The 18,204-nt window shown below is 76.9% G+C and carries 15 protein-coding genes; 10 read left to right on the forward strand and 5 right to left on the reverse strand.

The genetic code is table 11. The features are described 5' to 3' along the window. Positions 1–20 precede the first annotated feature (20 nt). The 3 genes from IR170_RS07550 to IR170_RS07560 are packed head-to-tail and all read left to right on the forward strand — an operon-like array spanning position 21 to position 2,541. Positions 21–413 (forward strand): muconolactone Delta-isomerase, encoded by a 393-nt coding sequence (locus IR170_RS07550; RefSeq protein ID WP_193661873.1) that lies wholly within the window; start codon positions 21–23, stop codon positions 411–413. Further along, positions 413–1,186, forward strand: a complete 774-nt coding sequence (locus IR170_RS07555; protein ID WP_193661874.1) for a hydantoin racemase — start codon at positions 413–415, stop codon at positions 1,184–1,186. The genes IR170_RS07550 and IR170_RS07555 overlap by 1 nt, the downstream gene beginning before the upstream one ends. Beyond that, complete coding sequence (locus IR170_RS07560; RefSeq protein ID WP_193661875.1) at positions 1,183–2,541, forward strand: FAD-dependent oxidoreductase; 1,359 nt, start codon at positions 1,183–1,185, stop codon at positions 2,539–2,541. The genes IR170_RS07555 and IR170_RS07560 overlap by 4 nt, the downstream gene beginning before the upstream one ends. Before the next feature lie 124 nt (positions 2,542–2,665). Here IR170_RS07560 and pgm read toward each other — a convergent pair whose 3' ends face one another. Next, positions 2,666–4,309, reverse strand: coding sequence for a phosphoglucomutase (alpha-D-glucose-1,6-bisphosphate-dependent) (pgm, locus tag IR170_RS07565; protein WP_193661876.1), 1,644 nt, complete (start codon positions 4,307–4,309; stop codon positions 2,666–2,668). A gap of 270 nt (positions 4,310–4,579) precedes the next feature. On the opposite strand from pgm, the gene IR170_RS07570 reads away from it, so the two are divergent. Further along, on the forward strand, positions 4,580–6,409 hold the full coding sequence (locus IR170_RS07570) for a hypothetical protein (RefSeq protein ID WP_193661877.1): 1,830 nt from the start codon (positions 4,580–4,582) through the stop codon (positions 6,407–6,409). Positions 6,410–6,456: 47 nt separating this feature from the next. Here the strand turns inward: IR170_RS07570 and IR170_RS07575 are convergent, their stop codons facing one another. The 3 genes from IR170_RS07575 to IR170_RS07585 form a co-directional block, all read right to left on the reverse strand. Continuing rightward, positions 6,457–7,392 carry an oxidoreductase gene (locus IR170_RS07575; RefSeq protein WP_193661878.1) on the reverse strand — a complete coding sequence of 312 codons (936 nt, stop codon included), beginning with the start codon at positions 7,390–7,392 and terminating at the stop codon, positions 6,457–6,459. 264 nt (positions 7,393–7,656) lie between these two features. After that, positions 7,657–8,496, reverse strand: coding sequence for a maleylpyruvate isomerase family mycothiol-dependent enzyme (locus IR170_RS07580; protein ID WP_193661879.1), 840 nt, complete (start codon positions 8,494–8,496; stop codon positions 7,657–7,659). A 41-nt stretch (positions 8,497–8,537) separates the two neighbouring features. Beyond that, positions 8,538–10,322: a GAF domain-containing SpoIIE family protein phosphatase gene (locus tag IR170_RS07585; RefSeq protein WP_193661880.1), complete on the reverse strand. Its 1,785-nt coding sequence runs from the start codon at positions 10,320–10,322 to the stop codon at positions 8,538–8,540. Positions 10,323–10,479: 157 nt separating this feature from the next. Here IR170_RS07585 and IR170_RS07590 point away from each other — a divergent pair, with 157 nt between their 5' ends. The 5 genes from IR170_RS07590 (at position 10,480) to IR170_RS07610 (ending at position 16,488) form a co-directional block, all read left to right on the forward strand. After that, positions 10,480–12,258 carry a thioredoxin-like domain-containing protein gene (locus IR170_RS07590; protein ID WP_193661881.1) on the forward strand — a complete coding sequence of 593 codons (1,779 nt, stop codon included), beginning with the start codon at positions 10,480–10,482 and terminating at the stop codon, positions 12,256–12,258. Beyond that, positions 12,255–12,878 carry a GNAT family N-acetyltransferase gene (locus IR170_RS07595; protein ID WP_319804956.1) on the forward strand — a complete coding sequence of 208 codons (624 nt, stop codon included), beginning with the start codon at positions 12,255–12,257 and terminating at the stop codon, positions 12,876–12,878. The genes IR170_RS07590 and IR170_RS07595 overlap by 4 nt, the downstream gene beginning before the upstream one ends. Before the next feature lie 95 nt (positions 12,879–12,973). Further along, positions 12,974–13,861, forward strand: a complete 888-nt coding sequence (locus IR170_RS07600) for an MOSC domain-containing protein (RefSeq protein WP_319804957.1) — start codon at positions 12,974–12,976, stop codon at positions 13,859–13,861. A 474-nt stretch (positions 13,862–14,335) separates the two neighbouring features. Continuing rightward, complete coding sequence (locus IR170_RS07605; protein ID WP_193661883.1) at positions 14,336–15,643, forward strand: GNAT family N-acetyltransferase; 1,308 nt, start codon at positions 14,336–14,338, stop codon at positions 15,641–15,643. Beyond that, a complete protein-coding gene (locus tag IR170_RS07610) occupies positions 15,640–16,488 on the forward strand; it encodes a JmjC domain-containing protein (protein WP_193661884.1) in 849 nt (282 codons plus the stop codon). The genes IR170_RS07605 and IR170_RS07610 overlap by 4 nt, the downstream gene beginning before the upstream one ends. 30 nt (positions 16,489–16,518) lie before the next feature. Here the strand turns inward: IR170_RS07610 and IR170_RS07615 are convergent, their stop codons facing one another. Continuing rightward, entirely contained in the window at positions 16,519–17,118 is a 600-nt protein-coding gene (locus IR170_RS07615) for a LysE/ArgO family amino acid transporter (RefSeq protein WP_374108190.1), read from the reverse strand. 73 nt (positions 17,119–17,191) lie between these two features. On the opposite strand from IR170_RS07615, the gene IR170_RS07620 reads away from it, so the two are divergent. Next, positions 17,192–18,100, forward strand: coding sequence for a LysR family transcriptional regulator ArgP (locus tag IR170_RS07620; protein ID WP_193661886.1), 909 nt, complete (start codon positions 17,192–17,194; stop codon positions 18,098–18,100). Positions 18,101–18,204: the final 104 nt, after the last annotated feature.

An 18,204-nucleotide genomic window follows, 5' to 3' on the forward strand; every position in this document is an offset into this window, starting at 1 on the left:
AGAGAAGAGGAGGGGAGCGCGTGGAGTTCCTGGTGCACATCGAGATCGTCTGGCCGCCCGAGACGCCGGTCGAGCAGCGCGAGGAGGTCTTCGCCCGCGAGCTGGCCCAGGGCCAGCGCCTCGCCGCCGCCGGACAGCTGCGCCGGCTCTGGCGCATCCCGGGCCGCTGGGCCAACTGGAGCCTCTACGACGTCGCCGACGCCACCGAGCTGCACGCCTGCCTGACCTCGCTGCCGCTGCATCCGTGGATGGACATCACCGTCCACCCGCTCGCCGCGCACCCCAACGACCCCCGCGCCCTGGGCCTCGGCCCCGAGGCGCAGCCGCCCGGCGCGGCGACGGCGTACGCCGCCCCCGGCACGCCCGCACCGCCCGCCGGCCCGACCCACCCGACCCAGGGAGACCCCGCCTGATGCGACTGCTCGCCATCACCCCCATCGTCGTCGACGACGCCGAGCTGGCCCGGCGCCAGGCGCGCTACGACGCCCTCGCGCCCGCCGGCGTCACCGTCGTGCTCGAGCACCTCGACCCCGGCAGCTCCGGGGGAGGCGCGACGGGCGAGCCCGACGGCCAGACCCCGCGCCTGCCGCGCGCCCTCGACACCGCCGACGACGTGCGGGCCAGCGAGCGGGCGCTCCACGCCCGCTACGCCGCCGTCGACCCCACCGGCTGGGACGCCTACCTCCCCGACTGCGTGCTCGACCCGCTCGCCGACCTCGCCGAGGACGACGGCGAGGGGGCCGGGGGCGAGGGCCTGGCCGGGCTCGCGCGACCGGTGCTCGGCCTGGGCCGGCTCACCGCGGCCTTCGTCACCGGCCAGGGCGCCCGCCTCGGCGCCGTGGCCCGCAACGCCCCGATCGCGGCCGAGCTCGACCGCCGCCTGGGCCAGTACGCCGCCGCGACCGTCGCCCCGACCGCCGTGCTCGACCTGTCGGTCGACGACATCGCCGACGACGCCACCTGGGCCGCGGCGGTGGAGCGCGCCGTCGAGGACCTCGACTGCGACTTCGTGCTCAACGCGTGCTCGGCGGTCGACGTGGCCGAGCAGGCGCGGGCGCCGTACGTGCTCGACCCCACCGCCACCGCCCTGGCCCTCCTCGGGCTGCGGGCGCGGGTGACCGGCCGGCTCGACGACCCCGGCCCGGCCGCGAACGCCGGCACCGCCGCGACGGGGGCGACCCGATGAGCGCGGAGGGTCCCGACCTCGTCGTCGCCGGCGCCGGCGGCGGGCTGGTGGCCGCGCTGCGCGCCGCCTCGCTCGGCCTCTCGGTGCTGGTGGTGGAGCGCAACGAGCACTTCGCCCGCGGCAACAACACCGCCATGTCGACCGCGATGGTGCCCGGCGCCGGCACCCGCTGGCAGCGCGAGGCCGGGGTGGAGGACTCCGCCGAGCGCTTCGTCGACGACATCCGCGCCAAGACCCACGGCCAGGCCGACGAGCGGCTCGCCGTGGCCCTGGCCGGGGTCAGCGCCCGGCTGGTGGAGTGGCTGGCCGACGAGGCCGGGCTGCCGCTCTCGCTGGTCACCGACTTCGGCTACCCCGGCCACTCCGCGCTGCGCTGCCACACCGTGCCCGGCCGCGCCGGGCAGGCGATGCTGGCCGACCTCGTGCGCGCCGCGCGCGCCAGCGACCTCGTCGACCTGCTCGTGCCGGCCCGGCTCGTCGACGTCGTGCTCGACCACGACGGCGCGGTGTGCGAGGCCGTGGTCGAGACGCCCAACGGCGAGGAGCGCGTGCCGACCCGCGCCGTGCTGCTGGCCACCAACGGCTTCGGCGCCGACCGCCAGCTCGTGGCGCGCCACCTGCCCGAGATCGCCGGCGCGACCTACCACGGCAGCGAGGGCTCCACCGGCGACGCCCTGCGCCTGGGCGAGCGGCTCGGCGCGCAGACCGCCTACCTCGACTCCTACCAGGGCCACGCCGCCCTCACCCCCGCCGCCACCCTGGCCGGCTGGGCCACCGTCATGCACGGCGCCGTCGTCGTCGACACCACCGGGCGCCGCTTCGGCGACGAGACCACCGGCTACTCCGAGTACGCCGCGGCGCTCCAGGCCGCCGAGGGCGGGCGCGGCTGGCTGGTGCTCGACGAGCGGATCCACGAGGCGTGCCAGTCCTTCACCGACTACCGCGACACCGTCGAGTCGGGGGTCACCCGCACCGCCGCCGACGTGGCCGGGCTGGCCGCCGCGATCGACGTCGACGCCGGCGTGCTGGGCGCGACGCTCGAGGCGGCCCGCGCCGCGGCGAGCGGCGAGGCCGACGACCCGCACGGGCGCACGCGGTGGGAGGCGCCGCTGGCTGCGGCGTACCGCGCCGTGCCCGTCACGCCTGCGCTCTTCCACACCCAGGGCGGGCTGGTCGTCGACGAGCACGCCCGCGTGCAGCGCGCCGACGGCCCCGTGACCGGGCTCTACGCCGCCGGGGGCGCCGCCGCCGGTATCTCCGGGCACGGCGCCGCGGGCTACCTCGCCGGCAACGGCCTGCTCCCCGCCCTCGGGCTGTCGTTCCTCGCCGCCGAGCACGTGGTCGCGGGGCGCTGAGCCCGGGGGCGGCGCGTCTTACTGATCGTTGCGACTACTGGCAGGGCGTTGTGACGGTCAGGTAGTGGTCGCAACGGTCAGTAAGACGCGGACGCGGCCGCGGACGCCGCTGCCGCGGCGGGGGTCAGGCGCCGAGGGCGGCGGAGACGACGTCGCGGGCCTCGGCCTGCACCTGGGCGAGGTGGTCGGGGCCCTGGAAGGACTCGGCGTAGATCTTGTAGACGTCCTCCGTGCCCGACGGGCGCGCGGCGAACCACGCCGAATCCGTGGTCACCTTGAGCCCGCCGATGGCGGCGCCGTTGCCGGGGGCCTCGGTGAGCTTGGCGGTGATCTCCTCCCCGGCCAGGGTGGTGGCGGTGACGTCGTCGGGGGAGAGCGCGGCGAGCGCGGCCTTCTGCTCGCGGGTGGCGGGGGCGTCGATGCGGGCGTAGGCGGGGTCGCCGTGCTGCGCGACGAGGTCGGCGTAGTGCTGCGAGGGGGTCCTGCCGCTGGTGGCGAGGATCTCCGAGGCCAGCAGGCAGAGGATGAGGCCGTCCTTGTCGGTGGTCCAGGCCGAGCCGTCGCGTCGCAGGAACGACGCCCCGGCCGACTCCTCACCGCCGAAGCCGAAGGAGCCGTCGAGCAGCCCGGGCACGAACCACTTGAAGCCCACCGGCACCTCCACCAGCGGCGTGCCGATCGAGGCCGCGACCCGGTCGATCATCGACGACGACACCAGCGTCTTGCCGATGCGTGCCGAGGCCGGCCAGTCGGGGCGCGCGCCGCCGAAGAGCTGGCCGATGGCGACGGCGAGGAAGTGGTTGGGGTTCATCAGGCCGGCGTCGGGGGTGACGATGCCGTGGCGGTCGGCGTCGGCGTCGTTGCCGGTGGCGATGTCGTAGGCGTCCTTCTGCGCGACCAGCGAGGCCATCGCCGAGGGCGAGGAGCAGTCCATGCGGATCTTGCCGTCCCAGTCGAGGGTCATGAAGCGCCAGGTGGCGTCGACCAGCGGGTTGACCACGGTGAGGTCGAGGCCGTGGCGCTCGGCGATCTCGCCCCAGTAGTGCACCGCCGCGCCGCCGAGCGGGTCGGCGCCGATGCGCACGCCCGCGGAGCGGATCGCCTCGAGGTCGACCACCTGGGGCAGGTCGTCGACGTAGCCGCCCAGGAAGTCGTACGTCGACACCGCCGCCCGCGCCCGCGCGAAGGGCACGCGGCGCACGTCGTGCAGCCCCGCGGCGATCAGCTGGTTGGCGCGCGCGGCGATGACCTTCGTGGCGTCGGAGTCGGCGGGCCCGCCGTGGGGCGGGTTGTACTTGAAGCCGCCGTCGGCCGGCGGGTTGTGCGAGGGGGTCACGACGATGCCGTCGGCCAGGCCCGGCCCGCTCGTGCGGCCCCGGTTGGCGCGCAGGATCGCGTGGGAGACCGCGGGGGTGGGGGTGTAGGCGTCGCGGTCGTCGACGAGCACGGTGACGTCGTTGGCCACCAGGACCTCCAGCGCGGTGGCCCAGGCCGGCTCGGAGAGGCCGTGGGTGTCGCGGCCGATGAAGAGCGGGCCGTCGTAGCCCTGCTCGCGGCGGTAGTCGCAGATCGCCTGGGTCGTGGCCAGGATGTGCGCCTCGTTGAACGACGTCTTGAGCGAGGACCCGCGGTGCCCGGAGGTGCCGAAGGCGACCTGCTGGTCGACGTCGTCGGGGTCGGGCTCGCCGGTGTAGTAGGCGGTGACGAGGTGGGCGACGTCGACGAGGTCGGCGGGCTCGGCGGGCTGTCCGGCGCGGGGGCTGCTCATGGGGCTCATCATGGCCTCGAAAGCCCAGCGGGGGCACCACCCCTCGGCCTACGATCGCTCCATGTCGTCACTCCAGTCACACGCGTCCCACGGGGGCGGCGTGGTCGACGGAGTGACTGGCGGAGTGACTGGCGGTGTCGCTGGCGGGGCGACCGGCGGGTTGACGAGGGGTACGACGGGCCGGGTGGCGGGCGGCGCCGACGCCGGCCGGGTCGCTCACCGGGTCGCTCACGTGGTCACGGGCGCGGTGCGTCGCGGGGGTCCGGGGGCGTGAGGCACCAGCGCACGGCCGCCCTCGTCGGGGTGGCCGTCCTGTGGCTCGCCCTGGGCCCGTGGGTGCTGCTGCTCGCGCTGGCGAGCCTGCTCCACCCGGCGGTGCGCGCCTGGCTGCGACCGACCCCGCGGGTCGCCGCGGCGTGGGTCGGCGCGGTGGCCGCGGCCGTCGGCATCGCGGTGGTCGCCCCCGCCGGCTGGCTGCCTGTGCCGCCCGGGCCGGGCGCGCTGGTGACCCCGGCCTACGTCGGGCGACCCGTCGCCGCCCAGCCGCCGCTCGACGTCGCGGGCGGGCCGGGCCCGCGCGGGGAGTCGCCCGGGGTGACCTCGCGCTGGTTCGGCTGGGGCGGGCGCTGCTGGGGCGTCACCGCGGCCGGCGACGCGCTGCTCGCGCGCTGCGGCTCGACCCTCCGACTGGTCGGCGCCGACTCGCTGCGCGCTCGCGACACCCTCGACCTGGCCGCCGGAGGAGCCGGCGAGTCCGACTCTGCGGGCGGGTCCGACGGGGCGGCGGAGGAGCCCGCGGGCGCCTGCGCCTCGGCCTTCGCCACCACTTCCTCCGTGGCCTCCGTGCTCGGTGCCGGGGGCTCCGGCGCGGGCTCCGGGGGTGCGGCCGCGGGCGACGGCGGCGAGGCCGCTGGTGACGACGCCGCTGGGGACCTCCCGGCCACCGCCGACGGCACGGGCGCCGTGGTGCCGACCCTCGACCGGCGGGTGCTGGTCGTGGCGATCGGCGACGACGGGGGCGAGCTCACGGTGGTGCGCGACGTCGACGTCTCCGCCGCCGTGCCCGCCGGCGACTGCCTGGTCTCCGCCGCCGCGGCCGGCGGGCCGACGGGCGTGAGCGGCGGCGGCGGCGGGCGGCTGTGGTTCGTCACCCGCGACGGCCGCGTCGGCGTCGTCGACCCCGACGGCACCGTGCGCACCACCGACCTCGGCGAGACCGTCGGGCAGCCGCTCGTGGTCGCGCCCGCAGGTGGCTCTGCGGGCGGCTCGGCTGGCGACGCCGCGGGCGCCGCAGGAGGCACGACCGGCGGGTCGGCGGCCTCGCCCAGCGGTCCGGGCGGCGGCGCGGCGGGCGGATCGGCCGGCGGCTCGACCGGCGGATCGGCCGGCACCGCGGGGAGCGAGGTGCTCGTGAGCAGCACGGCCGCGACGTACCGCCTCGCGCTGCGCGGCGGGCGCCCCGCCGTGGTGTGGCGCGCGGCCTACGACCGCGGCCAGGAGGTCAAGGACGGGCAGCCCGACCAGGGCACCGGCACGCCGCCGGTGCCGCTGGCCGGCGGGCTGGTCGCCCTCACCGACAACGCAGAGCCGCGGATGCACCTGCGCGTGCTCGACGCGCGCAGCGGCTCCGAGGTCTGCTCGGCGGCGCTCTTCGAGGACGACCACAGCGCCACCCGCGGCCCGCTGGTCTCGGTGGGCCGCGGGGTCGTGGTCGCCAACACCGCCGGCTCCTCGGGTTGGTCGCCGACCCTGCTCGGCCGCGCGCCCAGCGGCGGCGTGGCCCGCGTCGACGTCGTCGACGGCGAGTGCGTGGAGCGTTGGAGCACCGACCTGGTCGCCCCGTCGGCCGGCGCCGTGGTCTCGCCGGTGACCGGGCTGGTCTACCTGCCGACCAAGCGGCGCAGCTGGTGGGGCGCCGACGCGTGGTACCTCACCGCCGTCGAGGCCGCCACCGGCCACACCGCCTTCGGCGTGCGCCTGGGCCTCGGCCCCCTCGTCGACCCCGCCGACCCCACCGGCTCCCCGGTGGCTCTCGGCCCCGACGGCGCGGCCTACGTCGGCACCCGTGGCGGCCTCGTCCGCGTCCGCGACGCCGACTGAGCCGTCGGCCGCCGTGCGGACCGGGATCGGGCTGGCCGGGTGGGCGGTCAGGGGTAGGTGATGCCGGTGGCCCGCTCGCTGACCTCCCACAGCCGGCGCTGGGCGTCGGCGTCGTGGGAGAGGGCGTTGCTGGTGACGACCTGGGGGGCGCCGCCGAGCTCGCCGAGCCCGCTCGGCCCGCAGTACGTCGAGCCCGGCAGGTCCGCCGTGGTCGCCATCAGCGTCGGCCAGGCGCCCGCGGCGGCCGACTGCGAGACCGCCCGCGTGGCGCCGCCGAGGATGGAGGCGAGGCCGCCGCTGGCCCGGCCGACCGCGCCGTTGGCCACCAGGTGGGTGCCCGCGAAGCCGGGGTGGGCCGCCAGCGCCTTGACCGGCAGGCCGGCCTCGCGGGCGCGCCGGTCGAGCTCGTAGGTGAAGAGCAGGTTGGCCAGCTTGGTCTGGCCGTAGACCAGCCAGCGGCTGTAGCGCCCGGAGGTGTCGCGGGGGTCGCCGAGCGGGGCGCGGCGCGCCATCCGGTGACCGAGGGAGGAGACGGCGACGACGCGGGCCTCGCCGCTGGCCACCAGCTGGGGCAGCAGCAGGCCGGTGAGCAGGAAGGGGCCGAGGTGGTTGGTGGCCAGCTGCAGCTCGAAGCCGTCGGCGGTGCGGGTCCGCGGGGTGGCCATGACCCCGGCGTTGTTGACCAGCGCGTGGATCGGCCCGAGGCGGGAGGCCTCGGTGGCGGCGCGGCGCACCGAGGCCAGGTCGGCCACGTCGAGCACGAGCCGCTCCACGCGGGGCTCGCTCACCTCGGCGCGGATGAGCCGGTCGGTCTCGGCCAGCTTCGACTCGGTGCGCCCGGCGAGCACGACGCGGGCGCCGCGGCGGGCCAGCTCGAGGGCGGTGTGGTGGCCCAGTCCACCGGCGCTGGTGCCGGTCACGACGATCGTGCGCCCGGCCTGGTCGGGGATGTCGGCGAGGCGCCAGGTGTCGGTGGCGGTCATGGGGTCTCCGGGCTCTGTGCGGGGCTGGGTGTCGGGCTGGTCGGGGTGGTGCCGGTCGTGGTGGGGCTGGGAGGGCGGGTGCGGGGATCTCGAGACGGTCGCTGGCGCTCCCTCCTCGATCGCCGTGGGGTGCCGGTGCGTGGCTCCCTCCTCGATCGCTGCGGGTGCCGGTGCGTGGCGCTCCTCGATCGCCGTGGTCGCCGGTGTGTGGCTCGCTCCTCGATCGCCGGGGAGGCGTCGGTCGTCGCGGGGTGACGACGCGGGTCAGGGGGTGGTGGCGATGCGGGCGAGGAGGGTCTCGGCGAGGTCGGCGTCGCCCTCGACGACCAGCCGCCCGTCGGCGCGCAGGCCGGCGAGGGTCTCGGTGCCGTGCAGGCGGCCCCCGGCGAGGCGCACGAAGGTGCCGCGGTCGGTGCGCAGCCGCAGGGTCGGGTCGGCGGGGGCGGCGTCGAGGCGGTGGCCGCGGCCGTCCTCGCCGATCCCGAAGGCCTTCGGCGCGTGGCCCTCCAGCTCCAGGACCAGCGTCGTGCCGGGGGCGGCGCCGGCGCGCTTGGCCAGCACGAAGCCGAGGCCGTCGGAGAGGTAGTCGGCGGTGTGCACCGCGGCCGGGGAGTCCTCGCCGCCGGGGCGCCCGACCGCGTCGCGCACGTCCTGCTCGTGCAGCCACACGTCGAGCGGGCGGTTGCGCAGCAGCGTGCGCCAGTCCCAGGGCATGCCGCCGAAAGCCACGTCGGGTCGCGCCGAGGCGTCGGTGGGCGGGTGCTCCTGCAGCCACGCGTGGCGGGTGGCCGTGGCGCGGCGGATCTCGTCGACGAGGGCCGCGGGCTGCGTCGTCCGCCGGTTGACCACGCCGATCTCGGTGTAGTGGCCCATCACGCCGCGCGCGTGGGCGGGCTCGCCGACCTCGGCGGTCTCCTCCTCGCCCGTGGCGAGCACGGTCTCGAGGTGGGCGACGTGGGCGGCCACGGCGCGCACGTCCCATCCGGGCAGCGCCGTGGGGCGCTCCCAGTCCTCGGGGGAGAGGGAGTCGAGCAGCGTGGTGAGGTCCTCGACGGCGCTCCACCACACGGCGACCCACCCGGCCAGCAGCTCACGGTCGTCCATGCCGTCACCCTAGGGCCCGCCCGGTCGCCGGCCGGGACGCCTCAGCCCGTGAACCGTACGGCGAGCAGCGCCACGTCGTCGTCGTGGGCGTGGTCGCTGTCGTCGGCGGCGTCGGCCAGCACGGCGTCGAGGAAGTCGGGCAGCGCCAGCGCGTGGTGGCGCGCGGCGACGGCGGCGAGGCGGGCCAGGCCGGCGTCGATGCTCTCGCGGCGGCGCTCGATGAGGCCGTCGGTGTAGAGCAGCAGCGTGGAGCCCGCCTCCACCCGCGCGGTGTGCTCGCGGCGCTCGACGGTGGCGTCGACCCCCACCATGAGGTCGGCCGGCTCGGGGGCGAGCAGGCGGGCGGTGCCGTGGGGGTCGAGCAGCAGCGGCGGCACGTGGCCGGCGTTGGTCCAGCGCAGCACGGCGTCCCCGGGCCGGGCGCCGTCGCCGGTGTCGGGCTGCACCCACAGGTGCACCAGGGTGGCCATGCCCTCCACGCCCAGGTCGCGCATGGCGGCGTCGAGGCGCGAGACGTTCTGCGCGGTGGCGTCGCCGTGCGACCAGGTCAGCGCGCGCAGCATCGTGCGCAGCGTGCCCATGGTGGCGGCCGCGGCGACGTCGTGGCCCACGACGTCGCCGATCATCAGGCTCGTGGCACCCGAGGCGAGGGTGACGGCGTCGTACCAGTCGCCGCCCACCTGGTCGCGCTCGGCCGCGGGGCGGTAGCGCGCGGCGAGGCTGAGGGCGCCGCCCTCGGGCAGTCGTGGCAGCAGGGCCCGCTGCAGCGTCACCAGCGAGTCGGCCTGCGACCCGGTGAGCAGGGCGCGGCGGGCGGCCTGCGCGGTGTAGGCGGCGAGCGCGCCGAGGGTGACGAGCTCGTCGTCGGTGAGGACGCGCCGCTCCTCCCAGACCAGCGCCATCGCGCCGAGCACCTCGCCGCGCTCGACGAGCGGCCAGAAGCTGCGCGCCTGGCCGACCTGCTCGCTGTAGTCGAGGTCGGGGTAGCGGCGGTTCTGCGTCTCGGTGTCGGGGAAGCTGATCGCCCGCTGGTCCACCACGCTGTGCCCCACGGGGTTGGAGTCGTCGAGGCCCAGGGCGTGGTTGAGCCGCGCCGAGCCCCAGGTGTCGCCCGCGGGGCTGACGTAGCGCAGCATCCCCCGGGTCGCGGGCTGGGCCAGCGGCAGGTCGGCGGAGCGGATCGGGTCGTGGGCGTCGGTGACCCACAGGCCGGCGCGGATGCAGCCGAGCTGCTCCAGGGCGGTGCGCTGGAGCGCGGCGGCCACGTCGGTGAGGGTGAGGGTGGCCGAGAGGGCCTCGCTGAGCGCGAGCAGCACTCTGCTGCGGCTGGAGAGGTCGTGGGCGCGACGCGCCGACTCCGAGGCCAGCTCGCGCAGCCGGCGCTCCGACAGCGCCGCCGAGCAGGCCGCGGCGACGTCCTCGAGCACCGCGAGGTCGTCGTCGCTCCAGGCCCGGGGCCGGTGGTCGATGGCGCACAGCGAGCCGACCACGAGGCCGGCGTGGTCGGTGAGCGGCCAGCCGGCGTAGGCGATCACGTCGAGGTCGACGACCGCGCCGTTGCCGCGCAGCCGGTCGTCGAGGCGGGTGTCCTCGATGACCAGGGGGGAGGCGTCGGCCACGACGTACTGGCACACCGAGTGCGACAGCGGGGTCTCGCGCACGGCCTCGACCTCGGCCGGCAGGCCCACGGCGCCGGGGAACCACTGCCGCTCGGGCTCGACCAGGGTCACCAGGGCCACCGGCACGTCGAGCAGGCGCTGCACCATGCGGGCATACGCGTCGTACGGCGCGGGGTCGAGGACCCCGGTCGTGACGACGCTGCTCATCGGCGGGGTCTCCTCGGTGTGGACAGGGTCGACGGTACCGCCTGCCGAGCCTCTCACCTGCGTCTTCGGCGGTTCTCCCCAGGCTGGCCCGCACGCGCCCGGCGCCCTCCCCCGACCGTCGGGGCGCCCTCCTGCGCACCCTCCTAGGCTGGAGCCCATGAGTCGTCGACCCCGTGTGCGCGCCCCCGAGCTGGTCGGGCGCGGCTGGCTGAACACCGACGGGCCGCTGGCCCTGCGCGACCTGCGCGGGCGCTTCGTGCTGCTCGACTTCTGGACCTTCTGCTGCGTCAACTGCCTCCACGTGCTCGACGAGCTGCGCCCGGTGGAGGAGCAGTGGGCCGAGGAGCTCGTCGTGGTCGGCGTGCACTCCCCGAAGTTCGTCCACGAGGCCGACCCCGACGCCCTGGCCGCCGCGGTGGAGCGCTACTCCGTGCACCACCCGGTGCTCGACGACCCCGACCTGGTCACCTGGCAGGCCTACACCGCCCGCGCCTGGCCGACCCTGGTGCTCATCGACCCCGAGGGCTACGTCGTCGCGCAGTACGCCGGGGAGGGCCACGCCCACGCCGTGGCCGCCCTGCTCGAGGAGCTCGTCGCCGAGCACCGCGAGCGCGGCACCCTGCAGCCGGCCGGCTCGCCCTACGTGCCGCCCGTGGTCGAGCCCACCGACCTGCGCTTCCCGGCCTCGGCGGTGCCGCTGCCGGGCGGGTCGGTGCTGGTGGCCGACGCCGGCCACGACGAGGTGGTCGAGCTCGACGCCGACGGCGCGGTGGTGCGCCGCGTCGACGGCTTCCGCGAGCCCAACGGGCTGTGCCTGCTGCCGTCCGACCTGGCCGCCGAGGTGGGCTACGACGTCGTCGTCGCCGACACCGTCGGCCACCGGCTCCAGGGGTTGACGCTGGCCACGGGGGAGACCCGCGTGCTCGCCGGCGACGGCCACCAGGCCACCGACCTCGACGGCACCAGCCGGCTCTCCTCGCCGTGGGACGTCGCCTGGTGGCGCGGACGGGTCTGGATCGCCATGGCCGGGGTGCACCAGCTGTGGACCTTCGACCCCCGCACCGGCGACGTCGAGGTCGCCGCAGGCACCAGCCACGAGGGCCTGCTCGACGGGCCGGGGCCCGAGGCGTGGTTCGCGCAGACCTCGCGGCTGGCCCCCGCCGGCGACCGGATGTGGCTGGCCGACTCCGAGACCTCCTCGCTGCGGTGGATCGACGCCGACGGGCAGGTCGGCACCGCGGTCGGCTCCGGTCTCTTCGAGTTCGGCTTCCGCGACGGTGCGGGCGGCGCCGACGGGCCCGCCTTGCTGCAGCACCCGCTCGGCGTCACGGTCCTGCCCGACGGGAGCGTCGCGGTGTGCGACACCTACAACGGCGCCGTGCGGCGCTGGGACCCCGCGACCGGCCGGCTCACCACGCTCGCCACCGACCTGGCCGAGCCCAGTGCGGCGTACGTCGAGGTCGGCGGGCAGCCCGGTGACGCCGCCGTGCTCGTCGTCGTGGAGTCGACCGCCCACCGCCTGACCCGTGTGCCGCTGGGGCGCGAGGTCGCCCGGGCCGGGGGGTTCGCCCACGTCACCCAGCGCCCGGTCACCGAGGTCGCCGGCGGCGTGGAGCTGGTGGTGAGCTTCGAGCCGCCGCCGGGGCAGAAGGTCGACGACCGCTTCGGCCCCGCCGCCCAGCTGGTGGTGGAGGCGACGCCGCCCGCGCTGCTGCGCTCGGGCTCGGGTCGCGGCACCGACCTCACCCGTGTGCTCGAGCTCGACCCCCACGTGGGCGAGGGCGTGCTCCACGTGGCGGCGCGCGCCGCCTCGTGCGACGCCGACGGCGGGGAGGGCGCGGCCTGCCGGATGCACCAGCAGGACTGGGGCGTGCCCGTGCGGATCGCCGCCGGAGCCCCTGCCGTGCTCGAGCTGCCGCTCGGTGGTGCCTCGTGAGCGCTGCCGCCGACCGGGCCGCGGACGCCGGTGCCGGGGGCGTGCGTCTCGACCCGGTCACGGGGGAGAACATCGACGCCCTGCTCGAGGTCGCCGTGCGCCCCGACCAGGACCACTTCGTCGGCTCGGTCGCGAAGTCGCTGGCCGAGGCCTACGCGCACGGTCCGGTCGCCTGGCCGCGGGCGATCGTCGCGACGCGGCCCTCGGGCGGGACCACCGGTGAGGCAGCCACCGGCGGTGCGGCCCCCGGTGACGACGGACCGTCCGCGCGGCCGACCCGGCCCTCGGGCGAGGAGGTCGTCGGCTTCGTCATGGCCTTCCTCGACGTGGAGTGGGACGACGACCCCGCCGACGTCCGCAGCGGTCTGTGGCGGCTCAACGTCGACGCCGCCCACCAGGGTCGCGGCCACGGCGCCGCCGCCGTGAGGGCGGTCTGCGCCGAGCTCCGCTCGCGTGGCTGCTCGGCGGCCTACGTCACCTACCACGAGGGCCCCGGCAGCCCCGCCCCCTTCTACGCGGGCCTCGGCTTCGTCCCCACCGGCGAGCTCAGCGAGGGTGAGACCGTCGCCCGTCTCGACCTCCACCAGGACGTCGCCGACCCGGGTGCGCGGGACGCGTAGGCGGGCCCGGCCGCACGCTCCGGCCGACCTGCGGGCGAGATCGCGTCGCGCTGCGCTCGCGTGCCGCGGCGCCCGTGGCGACTAGCCTCACCGTCGTGAGCGCCACCCTCCGGTCGATCCACCGCTACCCGGTCAAGTCCTGCCGCGGCGAGAGCCTCGCCGACGCGGCCGTCGAGCCCTGGGGCCTCGCGGGCGACCGGCGCTGGATGTTCGTCGACCCCGACGGTGACGCGCTCACCGCGCGCGAGGTCAACGGGCTGCTGCTCGTGCGCCCCGAGGAGACGGCGTACGGCGTGCGCCTGCACGCCCCCGGTGCCGAGCCGCTCGACGTCGCGCTGCCTGCCGGAGCCGAGCGGGTCACCGCGCACCTGTGGGGGTCGGTGCTCGACGTGGCCGTCGCCGGGCCCGACACCGACGACTGGAGCACCCGCGTGCTGGGCCGCCCGGCCCGGCTGGTGCACCTCGACGACCCGGCCCAGCGCCCGACCGACCCCCGTTTCTCGGACGCGGACGACCGGGTGTCGCTGGCCGACGGCTACCCGCTCCTCGTCACCACCGAGGCCTCGCTGGCCGCCCTCGACGACGCCGTGCTCGAGCGCAGCCAGGAGACCCACCAGCCCGCCGGTGAGCCGCTGGGCATGACCCGCTTCCGTCCCAACCTCGTCGTCGCCGGCACCAGCGCCTGGGCCGAGGACGACTGGCGCCGCGTCCAGGTCGGCGACGTCGTGCTCCGCGCCGTGAAGGGCTGTGCGCGCTGCGTGATGACCACCGTCGACCCCGACACCGCCGAGCGCGGCCGCGAGCCGATCGCCTCCCTGGCCCGGATCCGCCGCTGGGACGGCGCCACGTGGTTCGGGGTCAACCTCGTCCCCGACCTGACCGGTCTCCCCGCCGGGGCGCCACCGCCGGTCGTGCGCGTGGGCGACCCCGTCGTCGTCCTCGAGGCCGCTGCGCCCGGCGGCGGACCCGTGCGCCCCGCCTGAGCCCTCGGGCCTGGACCCTCGGGCCTTGACCCTCGGGCCTGGACCCTCGGGCCTGGACCCTCGGTCCTGGACCCTCGGTCCTGGACCCTCGGGCCTGACGCGTGGATCGCACGCACCAGCCGCCTGCGATCCACGCGCCGAGCCTGCGCTCGCGGAGTCGCTGAGTCGCGGAGTCGCTGAGTTGCGGAGTCGCGGCGACCCGGCCCGGACGACCTTTCTGCGTGCTAGGGGGAGGGGCACGACTGTGCCCCTGGCTCCAACCCCTGCCCGCCTGCTCGGCCGTCCCGCCCGCCTCGCAGCGACTCGGCCCGGGCCGGTCGCGACGTGACCGGGGTCGCCCCGCCCGGGGGGCCGGCTCCGTTTGCTGCTGGGAGCCCGGGGTATACCAGAGCGCGGGGGGAGGGGTTCCGCGTGCCGCGGCGCCCCTCGACTCGGCTCCCGTGCGAACCTGACGCCTCGCCCGATGGAGCCCTCGTGTCCCCCAGCGCCTCCCACGCCGCTCGCCCGGCCGGGCAGCTGGTCGACGCCGCGCCCGCTGGAGGGTTGGTCGCCGACTGGCACGACCTCGCCGCCCGTGCGCGCCACGCCAACCCCTTCCACGGCCCCGACATGCTGCCACCGGCGCTGCGCCACCTGGGCGGCGACGACGTGCGGCTCCTGACGGTGCGCGACGACGCCGGCCGCCTCGCGCTGCTGCTGCCCGTGGCCGGCCGCCGTCGTCACCGCCGCCTGCCCGTGCGGGCGACCACGACCTGGCAGCACACCCAGCACTTCCTCGGCACCCCGCTCGTGGCGCCGGAGCTCGGCGTCGGCGGGTGGCGTACGGCGCTCGAGCGCCTGGCCCGCGACGGCGAGGACCCCTGGCTGGTGCTGACCTCCCTCGACGCCGACGTGGCCCGCGACGTCGAGGCGGCGGCGGCCCGGACCGGTCGCTCGACCCGCCGCCTGGACTCCCTCCGGCGGGCGGTGACCCGCCGCGACCCGACCGGCGCCCCCTCGCCCGACCACCCCGTCGACCACCCCGTCGACCACCCCGTCGACTACGTCGCCCGGCAGCTGCCGGGCAAGCGCCGCAAGGAGCTGCGCCGGGTGTGGCGCCGCCTTGACGAGAGCGTCGGCGGAGGCCTGCAGGTCGTGGACCTGGCCGAGGCCGGCCGTGCCGACGAGGGCGTCGAGACCTTCCTGCGTCTCGAGGCCGCCGGGTGGAAGGGCGCCGACGGCGGCGCCATCGCCCACCACGCCGACCAGCGGGCGTTCTTCGTCGAGGCCTGTCGCGCCCTCCACGCCCGCGGCGCGCTCTCGGTGCTGGCCCTGCTCGCCGGCGACGGCAGCGCCGTCGCGGTGCTCGTCGACGTGCGCGAGGGCGACACGGTCTTCACCTGGAAGACGGCCTACGACGAGCAGCACGCCGCCCACTCCCCGGGCCTGCTGCTCTATGTCGAGCAGCTGCGCCGCTTCCCCGACACCGGCGCCGCGCTGGTCGACACCTGCGCCGACCCCGGGCACCCGATGGCCGACCGCCTGCACCCCGACCGCCGCGAGCTGGTCACCCTCGCCGTCGCGCTGCGGCCCGGGGCCGGCGAGTGGGCGGTCCGCACGGCACCCCGCCTGCTGGAGACCGTCGACGGGGTCCGCCACCGGTGGCGCGCCCGGCACGACCGCCCCGCTCCCGACCGCACCCGCGCCCCCACCGCGACGACGTCCGCCGCGCCACGCACCACCGTCACCGGCACCGCCAGCACCGCCACCGCACCCACGACCCCGGAAGAGGCACGACCATGACCCTGCTCCACCTCGACGAGCAGTCCACCGCCGCCCTGCGCACCGCCGGCGAGACCGGCGAGCCGCAGGAGGTCAGTCACCAGCTGCGCAGCCACGAGCTGCTCACCCTGGAGTCGCTGGCCGACCTCGCGGTGTCGCTGCCGGCCGACAGCATCGAGCACAACGTGGGCGCCCTGCCCGACGTGGTGGCCGACGGCAACGCCCCGCGGCTCGACCTGGAGCTGCGCGAGATGATCCTCGGCCTGGAGACCAACGGCGCGTGGTGCGTGATCAAGAACGTCGAGCAGGACCCGCGCTACAGCGCCCTCCTCGACGCCTGCCTCGACGAGATCGAGGACCTCGTCTCCGGGCCCGGCCAGGCCTACAACCGCGAGGGCTTCGTCTTCCTCTCCGCCCCGGGCTCGATGACGCCCAGCCACATCGACCCCGAGCACAACGTGCTGCTGCAGGTGCAGGGCAGCAAGACGATGATCACCGGCACCTGGATGAGCCCCGAGGCGCGCGCGGCCGAGGCGGAGCGCCTCGTGGCCGGCGGCCACCGCAACCTCAAGGCCGACGTGCAGGACCCCGTCGACCACGTGCTCGAGCCGGGCCGCGGCATCTACGTGCCGCCCTACACCCAGCACAAGGTCGTCAACGGCCCCGCGCTGTCGATCTCGCTCTCGGTGACGTGGCGCAGCCCGGCCCTGGCCACCGAGGCCAAGGTGCTGCGCGCCAACTCCTACCTCCGCAAGGCCGGTGTCACCCCCGCGGCCCCCGGCGCCCGCACCGGCGTCGACAAGGCCAAGGCCGGCGCCATCACCGCCGCGGAGAAGGCCAAGGCCGCCCTGCGGCGCGCCCGCTGAGACGCGACCGCCGGGGCCCGGCCCCGGGGCTCACCGCAGCGCGAGCGAGACCGCGATCAGCAGCATCACGACGCCGATGACCACGTCGAGCACCTGCCACGCCCGCGGCCGGGCGAAGAGGCCCGAGGCCAGCCGCGCGCCGTAGCCGAGCCCGGCGAACCACAGCACCGACGCCGCGCACGCGCCGGCGGCGAACCACCACCGTCCCTCGGGCCCGTGTGCGCTCGCGATCGAGCCGAGCAGCAGCACGGTGTCGAGGTAGACGTGCGGGTTGAGCCAGGTCAGCGCGGCCGCCGTCGCCACCGTCGAGCCGAGCGCGGCCGACGCGGCGCCGGTGGTGCGCAGCGCCGAGGAGCTGCGCGCGGCGAGCAGCGAGCGCAGGCCGTAGGCCGTCAGGAACGCCACCCCCAGCCACCGCACCACCTCGAGGGCGAGCGGGGCGCGCTCGACCAGGGTGCCGATGCCGGCGACCCCGGCGAGGATCAGCACGAGGTCGGAGACCGCGCACACCGCGACGACGGCCCCGACGTGGCGGCGCAGCAGTCCCTGGCGCAGCACGAAGGCGTTCTGCGCGCCGATGGCCACGATGAGGGAGAGCCCGGTGAGCAGGCCGGCGCCGAGGTCGAGGATCACGGCCCCGACGCTAGGGCCGTGCGGTGGTGAAGGCCAGCGAATGATCCTCAGGGTGCCTTAGCGTGGCTTCATGGACCTGCAGCCCGCCCAGCTCGCCGCCCTGGTGGCGATCGCCGACACCGGCAGCTTCGAGGCCGCGGCCCGCGCGCTGAGCGTGACGCCGAGCGCGGTCAGCCAGCGCATCCGTGCGTTGGAGTCGGCGGCGGGCCAGGTCCTCGTCCGGCGTACGGCGCCCTGCGCCCCCACGCCCGCGGGCGAGCGGCTGGTGCGGCTGGGGCGCGAGACCAGCCTGCTGTGGGCCGAGGCCCGCGAGGAGCTGAGCGCCAGCGGCGCGGTGGTGGAGCTGCGGGTGGCGGTCAACGCCGACTCGCTGGCCACGTGGTTCGGCGGGGTGCTCGGCGCCGTCGGCGGCTGGCCCGGTGTCGCGCTGCGCCTCGACGTCGAGGACCAGGCCACCTCGACCGAGCTGCTGCGCCGCGGCGAGGCCCTGGCCGCGGTCACCAGCGACCCCGTGGCGGTGCAGGGGTGCACGGTGGGGCCGCTGGGGGTGCTGCGCTACCGCCCGGCCGCCTCACCCGCCTTCGCGGAGCGCTGGGTGCGCGCGGGCCGGGCCGACTGGGCCGCGATGCCGGTGGTGGTCTTCAACGAGAAGGACGCTCTCCAGGACGACCTGCTCGCCGCCCGCGGCCACGTCCGGCCCCCGGTGGTGCACCGCGTGCCGACCTCCGCCGACTTCCACGAGGCGGTGCGCCGCGGGCTCGGCTGGGGGCTGGTGCCCGAGCCGCAGCTCGGGCCCGACCTCGCGTCCGGTCGGCTGGTGCTGCTCGCCGCCGGCGACCGACCGGGCCGCGACCGGGTCGACGTGGCGCTGCACTGGCAGCGCTGGCGGCTCGACTCGCCCCTGCTGGGGCGCCTCAGCGACGTGGTGAGGACCGAGGCGGCCGCCGCCCTGCGCCCCCTCACCCCCCGCCCCCGCTGACGCCCGCCCCGCCCGTCAGCCGCGCAGCCCGTCAGCCGTGACGCCGAGTCACCTCGTCGGCCGCCCCGTCACGACGGGTCGGCAGACGAGGCATCGGGGCGTGA

Source organism: Nocardioides kribbensis (genome assembly GCF_015070375.1).
GTDB lineage: Bacteria > Actinomycetota > Actinomycetes > Propionibacteriales > Nocardioidaceae > Nocardioides > Nocardioides kribbensis.

What these genes read in the sequence shown, in the direction of transcription:
- IR170_RS07575 (WP_193661878.1), bottom strand. Translation starts at nt 7,392, where the DNA reads ATGACCGCCACCGACACCTGGCGCCTCGCCGACATCCCCGACCAGGCC.
- IR170_RS07610 (WP_193661884.1), top strand. Translation starts at nt 15,640, where the DNA reads ATGACCCTGCTCCACCTCGACGAGCAGTCCACCGCCGCCCTGCGCACC.
- IR170_RS07590 (WP_193661881.1), top strand. Translation starts at nt 10,480, where the DNA reads ATGAGTCGTCGACCCCGTGTGCGCGCCCCCGAGCTGGTCGGGCGCGGC.
- IR170_RS07585 (WP_193661880.1), bottom strand. Translation starts at nt 10,322, where the DNA reads ATGAGCAGCGTCGTCACGACCGGGGTCCTCGACCCCGCGCCGTACGAC.
- IR170_RS07620 (WP_193661886.1), top strand. Translation starts at nt 17,192, where the DNA reads ATGGACCTGCAGCCCGCCCAGCTCGCCGCCCTGGTGGCGATCGCCGAC.
- IR170_RS07555 (WP_193661874.1), top strand. Translation starts at nt 413, where the DNA reads ATGCGACTGCTCGCCATCACCCCCATCGTCGTCGACGACGCCGAGCTG.
- IR170_RS07560 (WP_193661875.1), top strand. Translation starts at nt 1,183, where the DNA reads ATGAGCGCGGAGGGTCCCGACCTCGTCGTCGCCGGCGCCGGCGGCGGG.
- pgm (WP_193661876.1), bottom strand. Translation starts at nt 4,309, where the DNA reads ATGAGCAGCCCCCGCGCCGGACAGCCCGCCGAGCCCGCCGACCTCGTC.
- IR170_RS07580 (WP_193661879.1), bottom strand. Translation starts at nt 8,496, where the DNA reads ATGGACGACCGTGAGCTGCTGGCCGGGTGGGTCGCCGTGTGGTGGAGC.